The 13,305-nt window shown below is 39.6% G+C and carries 9 protein-coding genes; 5 read left to right on the top strand and 4 right to left on the bottom strand.

From position 1 onward, the window contains the following. Positions 1-117: 117 nt before the first annotated feature. Both RM368_RS02180 and RM368_RS02175 read left to right on the top strand, forming a co-directional pair. A complete protein-coding gene (locus RM368_RS02180) occupies positions 118-2,988 on the top strand; it encodes an isopeptide-forming domain-containing fimbrial protein (RefSeq protein ID WP_322692521.1) in 2,871 nt (956 codons plus the stop codon). A 161-nt stretch (positions 2,989-3,149) separates the two neighbouring features. Then, positions 3,150-4,139, top strand: a complete 990-nt coding sequence (locus RM368_RS02175; protein WP_322692520.1) for a DUF1350 family protein — start codon at positions 3,150-3,152, stop codon at positions 4,137-4,139. A 170-nt stretch (positions 4,140-4,309) separates the two neighbouring features. On the opposite strand, the gene argC is transcribed toward RM368_RS02175, so the two are convergent. From argC to glpK, 3 genes are all read right to left on the bottom strand, one after another. After that, positions 4,310-5,284, bottom strand: a complete 975-nt coding sequence (argC, locus tag RM368_RS02170) for an N-acetyl-gamma-glutamyl-phosphate reductase (protein WP_322692519.1) — start codon at positions 5,282-5,284, stop codon at positions 4,310-4,312. A 72-nt stretch (positions 5,285-5,356) separates the two neighbouring features. After that, entirely contained in the window at positions 5,357-5,959 is a 603-nt protein-coding gene (locus tag RM368_RS02165) for a hypothetical protein (RefSeq protein ID WP_322692518.1), read from the bottom strand. Positions 5,960-6,051: 92 nt separating this feature from the next. Next, positions 6,052-7,566: a glycerol kinase GlpK gene (gene glpK, locus RM368_RS02160; protein WP_322692636.1), complete on the bottom strand. Its 1,515-nt coding sequence runs from the start codon at positions 7,564-7,566 to the stop codon at positions 6,052-6,054. Between the two features lie 725 nt (positions 7,567-8,291). On the opposite strand from glpK, the gene RM368_RS02155 reads away from it, so the two are divergent. After that, the gene (locus tag RM368_RS02155; RefSeq protein WP_322692517.1) at positions 8,292-8,981 is read left to right on the top strand and encodes a type II CAAX endopeptidase family protein; all 690 of its coding nucleotides are present in this window, start codon (positions 8,292-8,294) and stop codon (positions 8,979-8,981) included. Between the two features lie 11 nt (positions 8,982-8,992). Here RM368_RS02155 and RM368_RS02150 read toward each other — a convergent pair whose 3' ends face one another. Next, complete coding sequence (locus RM368_RS02150; protein ID WP_322692516.1) at positions 8,993-10,162, bottom strand: PAS domain S-box protein; 1,170 nt, start codon at positions 10,160-10,162, stop codon at positions 8,993-8,995. A 1,380-nt stretch (positions 10,163-11,542) separates the two neighbouring features. Here RM368_RS02150 and RM368_RS02145 point away from each other — a divergent pair. Continuing rightward, positions 11,543-11,734 carry a hypothetical protein gene (locus tag RM368_RS02145; protein WP_322692515.1) on the top strand — a complete coding sequence of 64 codons (192 nt, stop codon included), beginning with the start codon at positions 11,543-11,545 and terminating at the stop codon, positions 11,732-11,734. 613 nt (positions 11,735-12,347) lie between these two features. Further along, positions 12,348-13,226: a peptidoglycan recognition family protein gene (locus RM368_RS02135; RefSeq protein WP_322692514.1), complete on the top strand. Its 879-nt coding sequence runs from the start codon at positions 12,348-12,350 to the stop codon at positions 13,224-13,226. The last annotated feature ends 79 nt before the right edge of the window (positions 13,227-13,305 follow it).

Raw genomic sequence — 13,305 nt, 5'->3', positions numbered from 1 at the left:
ATTTTTTATTCGCTTTGAATCTAGTGCAAAAACGTTTCGATTTTCATGCTGGTATTTGTATATTTATAAACTCAATATGATTGCTTACATATTATGTATTTTTATTGGAACTAAATAATGAAATCTTTATTTAAGAAATTAAGAGCGATCGCCACAGTAAATATTGATGAAAATGATAAATTTTCTCTGACTGTGGACAATCCAGTAAAAAAAAATATGGAAAAGCGATTAACAATTAGCCGTCAAAAACTATGGCTCAGTAGCCTGGGCTTTTTTTTATATATTTTAGGGAATAGTATTCAACCTAGCTGGGCTGAAGGCAGCAAAGAGTTAGTTTCTGATGGTGGATACAGACCTTACCTAGAATGGTCAGATTTACTACTGGCAGGTATTGTTCGGAAAACCATACTCAAAGTTTATGTTCAGCAAGGAGAAACAGTTAATCTTGGCTCTAGTGTGACTAATAGTTTCTCGAATCCACAAGATATTGTTTACCGCAGTCCCTTTGGTACTCAAAATGGCTCTTGTGATGTTCTAGCGAGTGGTTTTGGTTTTATTGACACCGTTGCCAAAGAAACAGCCGGCCCTTTACCTAATGCTGGTGGCTATACCCCTTGTACTTTCGTCGCTACAGAAACAGGTATTTACGAAGTTGAGTTTCATTCTCCGAATACAGCTGGTGCAAGCAATCCGCCGCCAACAGCTGCAACGGCGGCATTTCCTACAGGTAACACTCAACTTTCAGGGGTAGCTGCTTGGGATATCACAGTTCGAGATAGTAACAGCGTTGCCAAAAAAGGGCGAGTATTTACCAACTATATCGCTATGAATATGGGGGCAAATGCCAGTGGTGGTACTCCCGTAGCACTCAGCTCCAAGCTTTATATTCAAACCAAAGATGGGTATCGTTACGAAACTGACATGAATGGAGTCGATCCTTTTGGCTTCATCTTTTTTGCTAATAACCGGGGATATATTGACACAACAAATAGCAGCACTCTTTACCATTCTGCTGGCGGTGCTAGTAATAATAGTTTGATCTTTCCCGGCAATGTGCAAGTTCAAAATCCAAATGTTTCTGATACTACAACAGACATTACCCACCTAGTTTTCTTCAATCGACCCGACACGGCCACTCTCAATTCTTTGAGTATTCCTATTGCAGCAACGATCCCGACAGTACCGACTTCATTCAAATTCACTGGGGGTAATGGAGGTAGTGGGAACCAAACTTCTGTGGGTGTGGGAGGCAATTTTAGTTTCAATGCTGCCTCAACTGGTAGCTATCAAATAATTATTGATACCAACAATGATGGCATTTTTGATCCTAGTAGCGATAGAGTAATACAAAATGTGCTGTCTGTCGGCTCAAATGTGGTATTTTGGGATGGGAAGAATGCAAGTGGGGTAAATCTCCAACCTCTACCAGGAAATGCAGCATACAATGCCATAATCACAACACGATCGGGTGAATATCACTTTCCCATGTTGGATGCTGAAAATAATCCGCTGGGGTTTAAAATCACGATGGAAAACCCTCCCGCTGCTTTTCCTAACCTTGTAGATCAAAATGGCCAGCAGATTGGAGCGACTACCATTTATTACAATGATAACAATTATACTACCGCTAACGGCACGGCGATTAACTTAAATGGTACGGGAGCTACTAGCCCGCGTAATGCTGCTAGAGGGATCAATAGTGCGACGGGAGAGCATGAATTTAGTAGTAATTATGGTGACTTTAAGGGAATCGATACTTGGACATATTTCCCCAGTCAAGCAATCCTTACTCCCTTAGTAATTACTACTAGCACTCAAGCAAATATCATCGGAACTAAATCTGTTCGCTTCCTGGCAGACAATGATAGTAGTGGAACTGTGACTGTAGGCGATCGCATCGAATATACCATTACTTATTCCAACCTAAATCCAGGTAATAGCAATGCAATTAACTTTGTCATTAACGACTTATTACCCTCACAATTAACCTTTGTGAGTGCAGCAATTACTGCTGCAACTTCAGGGAATAATATTGCACTCAATCCCAGTTACAACGGTACTAGTGTTGTTGCTGTGACAAATTCTGGGATTCTCCGTATAGGTGATACGATTACCATTAAAATCACTGCCACAATTAACAATGTCAATGGCGGTAATCCAATTAGTAACCAAGCAAATGCTACTTTTAACACACCTGATAATCCTACAGGAACTGTTGGTACAGTGTTCACAGATGCAGACTCTGCTGGCGCTACTAATAATCCACCAACTCTTGGTAATTCGTTCTTACAAATTACTGATAATGGTGTAAATATCGGTAATAATCCTGCTAGTACGGCAGATGATGACCCCACTTTATTTACAGTAGTAAATACTGTTAGTTCTAATCCTAAATTGCTGTTAATTAAACGCATTACTCGTCTCAACAACCAAGATTTAACTGATATTGTTGATGGTCGCAGTGACGTTGCTACTAATGCCAGTAACTATGTACCAGAACCTTATGCGACTGATGATAGCGATCCTAAATGGCCCGTTGGTTACTTGCGAGGATTGATTAATGCTGGCACTGTCAAACCGGGAGATGAATTAGAATACACTATCTATTTTCTTTCCAATGGTATTGGTAATGCAACTAATGTAAAATTCTGTGACTTAGTTCCGACTAATGTTAGTTTGATTCCTACTGCTTTTAATGGCATGACTCCTAATGATGGTGGCTTGTCAACAGCAGATCGAGGTATTGCCTTAGCTGTTGGTTCTACTACACCAACGGTTTATTTGAGTAATGTAGCAGATAGCGATCGCGGACGTTTTTATACAGCTAACGAATCAGCCACACCATCATACTGCGGTACTAACACCAATGGAGCAGTAGTGGTCAATATTACTACAGTCCCAAGTTTACCCAATCTACCCGCAGCCACTGGATCTGGCACACCAGCTAATTCTTATGGTTTTGTCCGCTTCCGTGCCAAGGTGAAATAGTTTTAACCACCGATAACTAGTGTAATTAAGGACATTAGGAGAGTTTTGGCTGTACGGTAAGAGGCGATCGCAGTTTTGTAAAAATATCTTTTGAATAATCCGAAAAGCAGTAACTTCAGTTTGGAGATTCAGCATATACCTACAAATAAGTCATAAGAAATATGAATCTAAAACTGAGATTTAAACCAGTTTCTCACAGTTGGGTTGCTCTACATCCAAAGCCTAAAGGGGTAATTCAATTTATTGCTGGGGCTTTCTTTGGTACATTTGGCCCTATGCTTTTTTATCGTTATCTGCTTCAATCTCTATTTGAGCAGGGATATACAATTATTCTTTTGCCATTTAATTTTACTTTTAACCATTATCTAGAAGCTGGTTTTCTCATGAGAGAACAGTATGAAATTTTGCCAGAGCTTGTGAAAATGGCAAGTGTTGCAGGATATGATTATGAAGCTTATCTAGATGATAAAAACTTTTCTTGGATTGGACATAGCCTTGGCTGTAAATATATCTCGCTATTAGAAGGATTTACTGCTCTACCTCCAAAGCCTCAAGATAGAGAACAGTTTCTTCGGAACCTGCTATCTAATACTTCCGATGAGTCAGAGATAGAAAGTGTGATTGCAGACATTAATCTTCTCTTTGATGAACTAACGCGAAAAACGGCTGAAGTTAAAAAATTAATTTACACTTATGTAGGTCGGAAAATCAAAATTAATAGTGTTTTCATTAAAGGACAGGTTTCTATCCTCTTAGCACCTGCCATTGCTGACACAGGGAGCGCAATTCGTCCTCAATTTTTAGCGGATATTATCGACAATCTTGGTTGGGGTGTGAAACCAACTGTTGAAGAAACTCAGTATTTAATCAAGGATAGTGGGCTATTTAATATTATGGGTTTAGTCTGTTTTAAATCAGACAATATTGCTAAATCGACCTGTGAATGGTTTACTAATATTCTGCAAAAGCCACCGCAAAATTTTCGCAACACTGTAGCAGGTGGACATTTAAGACCTTTAGGTATTCAGCTAGCTAAATATGTCGTTAATCTTTTTGATAAACCGTTAATTGAATCAGTTCAAGAGCGAAACAAAGCATTTGAGCATAATGTAATTCAATTGCTTGAAGAACTAAAAGAAAAATCAAGATAATGGGCATTGGGTATGGGGCATTGGGTATGGGGCATTGGGTATGGGGCATTGGGCATTGGGAAAGACGAGGCAGGAGGCAGAAGTTCTACAATGTTTGAATTTTGAATTTTGAATTTTGAATTTTGAATTTTGAATTGATTTCTCCCCTGCTCCCCACCCTTAACCCTTTTTCATGACAATCCCAACTCTTCTGGAAAACCGAGCATGATGTTTAGGTTTTGAACTGCGGCTCCTGATGCGCCTTTACCCAGATTGTCAAGACGAGCAACTAGCAAGACTTCTTTAGTGATGTCATTGGCGAATACAAAAACCTGAACAATATTGGTATTATTCAGTGCAATCGCATCCAGAAATGTTCCGTCTCTGAGCAGTGTAGAATCTTGGAATGCAGCAACTTGCACGAACTTTTCACTTTGGTAGTAGTCAGCGATCGCTTCATAGATAACTTTACCTGATGGTGGATTCTCTAAAGTTCCCAGTGGCAAAGGTATCTGTACTAGCATCCCCTGCTCAAAATCGCCCACTGCCGGTACGAATAGTGGCGGCGATGCTAACCCTGAGTAATGTTGCATTTCCTTAACGTGCTTGTGCCCAAACTGCAAACCGTAGATGCCATAAGGGTAGAGCGACTCTGCCCCGGCTTGCTGTTCGTGAAAGTTATGATACTGTTTAATCAGATTCTTTCCGCCACCAGAGTAACCTGACACTGCATTAACGGTGATGGGAAAGTTACTGTTCAGGAGTCCTTTGGCAATCAACGGACGGATACAAGCTAAAAATCCTGTGGGATAACAGCCGGGATTACTGACAAACTGGGCGCTGGCAATTTTCTCTCGTTGTCCGGGATTTAGTTCAGGGAAGCCATATACCCAATCTTTAGCAGTGCGATGGGCAGTACTAGCATCAAGAATCTTAACTCTATTATTACTGACTAAGCTAACAGCTTCACGAGCCGCATCATCAGGCAGGCAGAGAATGATAACATCAACAGCATTGATTAGTTTGGTTCGCTCATTTGCATCTTTACGTTTAGATGCCTCAATGCTAACTAACTCAATATCATCCCGTTGGTTCAGGCGTGAGTAAATTTGTAAGCCTGTGGTTCCCGATTCCCCATCAATGAAAATCTTCGGTTTAGTAGTCATGCGCTTTTGATTATATGAGAGTGATATTTTGACAAAGTAAGAGTTATTTTAACGATCGATTTTGGAATGAAATTAACCTGCTTTCACCATCCATACCAAAAAGCTCAGAATTAGTTCGATAGGAGGAAGAGAATAATCCATTAAATCAATTGTGACTGTTTGCCCTTCTAGTTTCAGAAATCGCCATTGGGTTCCACTGCTTACAGTACCGTAAACTGCTGTTAAGGGTTGTTCTCTTGCTTGGTTGAATCGCTGTGCAGCTACCATTTCTGCAATGCATTGTCCTAATCCAGATTTTAAATCTGATTTTTTTGCTTCAACAATGACAATTGCGGGCACTTCTACCGTTAATTGTTCGGGCGAACGGCAAAGTAGGAAGTCACATACACCGTTGAGTCCAATACTCGGATCGACGTTAAACTCTTCTCCTGAAAATACGCTAATTGTGGAATTGAAGATGCGTCGCACTTCCAGTAATATAGGATTAATTATCGCCTCTGAACGAGCTTTTTCTGTATCCACAGCGATCGCCCACGGTAAATCTTCTAAAATACCTTGGAGTCTGAAGCTTGGAGTAATGGGTTCAATTGAGTCTGGGAAAAAGCGAACTCCTTCCACTGTATTTAGATGAAAATCTTGTTTTACTCGGTCAATGTTAAATTGACTGTAGGGCATGATAAATCAATACTCCATCCATTTGTTTGATTGTAAGAGATTGTTATTTATTTTTTCCTTCGCCTTCCCCCTTTAACTCGTTTTTAGCTCGGTTACTCCTCCCAAGCTAGAGTACGTTTCACTGCTTTTTGCCAAGTATCAAATTTGGACAAAGAGAAATCACTCTTTGGCTCAAACACACGCTCAATTTGCCGTTGTTCCACGAGTGTTTCATAGCTCTGCCAAAATCCTACAGCTAAACCTGCCGCAAATGCTGCACCCTGAACAGTGGTATCGCGCATTATCGGGCGTTCAACTGGAATACCCAACACGTCAGCCTGGAACTGCATCAGAAAATTGTTCTCGCAAGCACCACCATCTACGGTTAATCGCCCAACTGGAATACTGCTAGATGCATTTATCGCCTGCACTACCTCCAAAACTTGATAAGCGATCGCTTCCAAGACGGCGCGAACTAGATGCTCTGGTTGTACACTGGCGGTAATGCCGAAAAAAGCTCCCCTGGCGCTCATATCCCAATAAGGTGCGCCTAGTCCACTAAATGCTGGCACAAAGTAGACTCCGCCATTATCTTTTACCTGATTGGCCATCGCTTCAGTTTCAGCAGCAGTTTTAATCAGCTTCAGGCGATCGCGCAACCATTGAATACAAGCACCACTAGTAAACATACTGCCTTCTAAGGCATAGCCAACATTTAAAGTATCGCTTGTATTTGCTTGTGTCCACGCCACTGTCGAAATGAGTTGATGGTGCGAACGCACAATTCGATCGTCTGTGTGAGCTACTAAAAAGCTACCAGTGCCATAAGTGCATTTTACCAAACCGGGGCGATCGCAGCCATGACCAAATAGAGCCGCTTGCTGATCTCCCAAAATGGCTGCGATCGGAATTTCCGCACCCAACAAAGTCGCATCAGTGACTCCAAATACTCCCAAACTCGGCTGAATCTGGGGCAAAAGATGAGCCGGAATTTGAAACAGATCCAGTAAAATCTCATCCCACGTACAGGTTTTGAGATTCATCAACATTGTACGACTGGCGTTGCTGTGGTCAGTAGCATGGACTTTCCTACCTGTGAGGTTCCACAACACCCAGCTATCAATAGTGCCTGCTAAGACATTGTTTATATCGATATCAGTACAATTATCTAATAGCCATCTGAGCTTGGTAGCAGAAAAGTAGGCATCAATGATTAATCCGGTGCGATCGTAAATTTCATCAGCGTAGCCTTGCTCTTGTAACTGGTGGCAAAGGGGAGCAGTGCGGCGATCTTGCCAGACGATCGCTTTATGGAGTGGTTTACCAGTAGTTTTGTCCCAAATCAAACAAGTTTCGCGCTGTACAGTTAGTCCCAAAGCTGCGATCGCTGATGGTACAATCTGGGCATTTGTAATTGCGGTTTGCATTACCCAACAAGTATCTTGCCAGATTTGTTGAGGGTCATGTTCTAACCATCCTGGCTGAGGATAATACTGAGTTAATTCTTTATATGCCTGCCCAACAATCTTGCCGTCTGCGTTAAATACAAAGGCGCGGTTGCCTGTTGTACCTAAATCCAGTGCTAAGATGTAGCCCGATGATAGAGTTTTTTTGCCAAGTGTGTGCATAGCCGCTTTTAATGTTGCGTAGGCGTAGCCCAACCTAGACATCACGATTTTAGCAATACGCCTTCAATCACATATACATTATTTTGGGTACATTTTGAATTTCCTGTTTGAATAGCGTTACACCAATTTTGGCTTTCTTAATTTTGAATTTTGAATACTTCGGCTACGCTCAGTACAAGTTTTGAATTTTGAATTTATCTTACGTTTCTGTAAGCTTAAAAACGCTACAAGTTTACGCAAAGTTGTACTTAGTACAATGAGTAATGATGTCCGCCTCAAATCCCAGACCTTGACAACATTGCAAGACACTGTGCATTGGAATTATGTGTAAGTAAGTATATTGGCACAGTAAATAATTATCAAAATGCTGCTTTCAAAGGAATATTACATACAAATTTATTGAAGTTTTAGGGTTAAATTTATGTGGCAATATACAAAGTGTCACTTTATTCAAATTTAATGATGATACTCATGTTTTATAGTTTGCATATAAAAATTAATCATAGTAACTCAATCCGGTTCACAAAGATGTGAAAAATCATCATAAAAACACAAATCGCCGTTTATCCAATTGTAGAGACGGCGATTTATCGCGTCTCTTGCCTTAACCAACACTATTAATAGTCAACCTGATTAATATAGATTTTATTACAAGTAATCATCCTAACTTGATATAAAAACTATGGATTTCAAAATAGATGTGGTCTAAAAGTTAAAACCATCCCATGTTAAAAGCTAACCAAAATCAAAATGCACTACTAGCTCTGTTGTTACTTGTGCCAGTTCCGAGCATTGGTATTGCAACTCAGCTATATATACTCCCTGGCTTCCAAGGACATTTAGTAGCTTTATTAGCTAAAATCTGGTTATTGCTAGTACCCATTATTTGGTTGTTATTTGTTGATAAAGACAATTTCAAATTTGAATATCCTAAAAGACGCGATTTATTTGCCGGAGTCGGATTAGGACTATTAATGCTAGGCATCATTTTGATTGTTTATTGGCTGCTGGGCGCAAAATGGATAGATGTTGAATATGTTCGCGATCGCGCAACACAAGTTGGATTGAACAGTTTTGTAATTTACTTAGTAGGTGCAGTGTATTGGATATTTGTTAACTCTTTACTTGAGGAATTTGTCTGGCGTTGGTTTGTTTATCGTAAATGTGAAATTTTAGTATCAAGTCCTTTAGCTGTAGTGCTGTCTGCACTATTTTTTACGATTCATCATGTTGTTGGTTTAGCAGCTTACTTTGACTGGCGTGCGACAACATTATGCTCATTGGGAGTGTTTCTCGCAGGAGCAGTTTGGTCATGGTGCTACTTAAATTATTGCTCGATTTGGCCTGGATACATCAGCCATATTTTTGCAGATATAGCAATTTTCCTGATTGGCTGGCAACTGATCTTTACTTAAGAAAAATGTAATCAATCAATATTTCTCAAGATAATATGTTTTTTTAAGTCGAAACTGATTATACCTTCTTCTTGCAGTTTTCCCATCAATCGTGTAACTGTTACTCTAGTGGTACAGCAGGCGCTAGCAATATCTTCGTGAGTAAAACGAACATTTAGACGAGTTCCCTCTGGTACAGTTTCACCCATTTCTCGTTTCAAAAATTGTAATAGATGCTGTAGGCGATCTTGTACTCGCCGTCTACCAGAAATTGCTAAAAAAGATTCTGTTTGCTGTAACCGCTGCTTAATTTTTGGTAGAAGTGTATGGCTCAGTGTTGTGGAAGGTGATACTTCTGTTGCATAAATTGACACTACGTCAATATCAGTAAGCGCTGTTGCTTGGTAAATATTTAAAGATGTCAAACTAGAACCAAAAACCATTCCTGCTGTTGCCAATCCGATCAGCACTTCTTCACCCGTTTCACAGTAGGTACTGAGTTTCACCAATCCCTGAGAAACATACCAAATTACTAATGGATTGAGGGGAATAGTTTCTCCTTTATCATATTTATGTAGGGGGCGATTGTTGAAAATGTCACTTTTGTCTTTAACTTTTGCTGATTCTAATTGCTGACGCTGGGTTATATTACGCACCATCCAGCGCAGAGAAATTGCCTTACCCTGCTGATTGCGGACAGCCGTTACTGTCAAAGCTGCATAAAATAACTCGCCATAACGTTGTTGCAAACGTATCAATAACTCTTTAACTTTGTCTGATTGCGATAGCTGTATCAGCTCGTTGCGAACTTGCTGACGTTCTTCTAGAAGGACAAAGTTAACTATTGGTTTGCCCAGTAAAAAATGCTTGGAAACATTCAACAACTTAGCTGCGGTGAGGTTAGCTTCTTGGATGATTCCTTCTGTATTAGTCACTAAATAGCCGTCTGGCGCTAACTCGAATAAATCTTGGTAGTAATGGCGCTCTGCTTCTAACCAATTCCGTGCTTTTACTAGTTCCTCGTTTTGCTGATAAAGTTCCTCTGCCGCTAACTGTACTACCTTTGAAGTGTTATGGAGTTCCTTAAAAGCTTCCGGCAACAAATCAGGGGAAATCCAAGGTAATAAACTAGCAGTTTGGTGTAAATCTGCTAAACGCTTGTGCAATATTTCTGTACGTTGGACAAATTTTTCTATGTTCACCTTAAATTCCCGCCTTTGCTTGCAGAAGTTAAGTAAAAAAACTACTAAATAAATCTTGAAAAAATTGCAATATACTTAACTTTTTTGAGTTATAAATTTAACAGGTTATAAATTGCAATTTTCATGTAATTGAAGTAATAAAGTTAGATTTATTTTGGGTTTTTGACAATTTATATCCTATAGTCGCTATAGATAAGCCAGTTTTTAAATGACACATATAGCATTCAACCTAAATCTCAAAGTAAATTGAATCTAGAAATTACAAAACATCCACTGAGATATTTATTTAACAATAATTTTACGGACTTTTCCTAAGTATTACTTCTACCCTTGGTGGTAAATTCTTTAACCTCAGCTAAATACGAGTACCAAATCTGCCATCTAAGATTATACTAATTTTTGACTAAACTGATAAGTAAGTCAAAATAATGACTAGCAAAGAGCAGATACTATACTCGTAAAACCCTACATTTCAACCTTAATTTCTGACTATTATTCTTGAATTCACTTTATCATTCCCCCAATAAATAATTTAGTGTTAATTATAATTGTTTCCATTTTTACTAAGAGGATGTTTGGAAAGCTATATTTTGTTACCCAAAGTATTTAATACCTCCCATAACTCACCCTTGGAAAAGGAGGGGAAATAGTCTCTTAAAGCCCCTCTTTATAAGGGAAGTTGGGGGAATAATGTCAAAGTTTAATATACTATACAACAATTTTCAAACATCCTCTGAGAATAACTTATAAGATTTTCCCCAACTTCCATCACAAGAATTAAGCAACTACTACCAAAGATATAGAATCTAAGTTAATTTTGTTGGTGATTCTGAATACTTTGCCTATTAATAAAATTCATAATAAGATTCCCAATTTCTTTATGAGGATGTTTGAAAAGTTTTATTACTAACGCCAAAAGCTTAGAAATCTAAACCTCACTCCTTTGTAGGGGTCATATTTCATATCTACACTAGGTACTTCTTCTTTAGCGCAGACTTTCCCAATTTCTTTAAGAAGTTGGGAATCCAAATCTTTCCATCTTCAAATTCATTATAAAACTATCTGACACGGATAAGAGTAAAACTATTGAGAACAAGCAATGGTCGAACTACTATATCTAGAATTGCAAAGAAAAATATTAATAAGTTAAAAAGCTTTGTATAGCTAATCACGTATGAACTTAATAAGTATCCGTCTCTTTAGTTAGAGGATAAATGAAGTAGTAAGCTGGTGTAATTTAACAATGCGTAACAGCTAATCAACGCACAAGTTACAAGGGGTGATGAGTGAGGTGTCAATGCAATAAAATCTCATCACTCCTTTTTACTTACATCAGTTTATGAGCCAATAGGCTTGGGTTAGCCCTAAAAATATGTAGCCGTGCAAACCTTAGAAATAGTTGAAGTACGCGAAAATACCCAGATATCTGCCGCGCTTACCTTTTGTCAACAGCAACAACAATGCTTATCCCAGATTCAATCTTCTGTGGAAGGAAATACCCAAAAACTGCAAAATCCTTATCCACAAGGTTGTTTACCTTGGGTTATATCATGTCTGCCAAATTACCCATAATAAAAGAACCCCACCCCCAACCCCTCCCCGCAGGCGGGGAACTCGGGGCCCCCTTTGGGGATTAGGGGCAGGGAGACAAAGCACAGCTTTGGCGGGGTGGGGTTCTTCGGGTTTAATAAGCAATCAAGCGGACATGATATTACTTGGATCGTCGCTCGGTTAGGTGGATGGTCTGGATATCTCTCTCAAAGACCTCCGGGAATGCCTACCCTTGTTCGCGGTTTCAGGCAATTTGAATCTCTCTTTTTCGGCTGGAAACTTGCGACTTATGGACTTGTGTATACACGGTAACTTTTTAAAGGGGGTTGGGGGGATCTTCAAAATATGAAAACTTTAACCGAACCGTACTGGGACTACGCCTACGCGATCGTCAAGAGCGCTACACGATGAAGATTTTCACACCCACGAATCCATTACCCACGGCATTTAAATTAAATAGCTTTTAACAGCATCATTGCAGGGATTATCAAGGTATATTTGACTAGAATTAAGGTATTATAGCGATTATTATTTGGATACTATAAACGGTAGGGGTTTACGGAAGTGCGCCTCTACAACTGACACGCCAGTTTAGCTATAAATTAATATCTACGGTTTTACGGGTATAAGAAAAATGAAGTTTACAGACTGGGTGACTAGAGTGCTACTAATCTGGCTGATGTTCGCCACTTTAATTGTAGTGCTGCTAATTGGACGAGCAACAAAATTACACAACAATCCGACAACCTCCCGTGCAGCCAATCCACAGGTTACAGCTTTGAGTCAATATCCCCAGGCGCAATTCCAATCAGCAAAAGAGCCAGAGAAGAAATTTCAAAATGTTATCAAGTCCCCAGTCAAGACTAACCAGCCTGTAGCAAGATACATAACCACTCAAGCTTTTGCACAGTACAGACCTAATTATCAAGTTGCTTCAGTCGATCCAAGTAACTATGGTGAACGTTATACCCAAGATGTTAACGGCGTTCCTCTCAACAACCAACCAATTATCGTTATTCATGAAACTGGTTATTCAGCTTCTAGCGCCATCAATTTCTTTCAAGTAGCCCATACTGATGAAGGTGTGCAAGCAAGTTACCACGCCTTAATCAAGTTAGACGGAACGGTGGTTTATCTAGTACCGCCAGACAAGCGGGCTTTTGGTGCAGCTAACTCAGTATTTGATGGTTCGCAGGGAGTGGAAACTGTACAGACTAATCCGACTTTACCTGCATCAGTGAATAATTTTGCTTATCACGTCTCTTTGGAAACACCGCCAGATAGTTATGACAGTAGCAGCCAACAAACCCATAGCGGCTACACGGAAGCTCAATATCATTCTCTTGCTTGGTTAATTGCTCAAAGTCAAGTTCCAGACGATCGCATCACTACGCACCATTTAGTAGACCGTTCTGGTAAAAAAGTTGACCCGATAAATTTTGATGGTCATAAATTTCTCAGCTTACTTAATACTTATCGTCAGGTTAGACCAGTCTATCAAGTCAGCAAATAATTTAGGAGTCAGAATTCAGAATTCAGGAGTCAGAATTCAGAATTCAGGAGTCAGAATTCAGAATTCAGGAGTCAGAATT

The organism is Nostoc sp. DedSLP03, from assembly GCF_034530815.1.
Lineage (GTDB): Bacteria > Cyanobacteriota > Cyanobacteriia > Cyanobacteriales > Nostocaceae > Nostoc.
The sequence above is the reverse complement of the archived record's forward strand: the minus strand, read 5'-3'. Positions and strand labels throughout refer to the sequence as shown.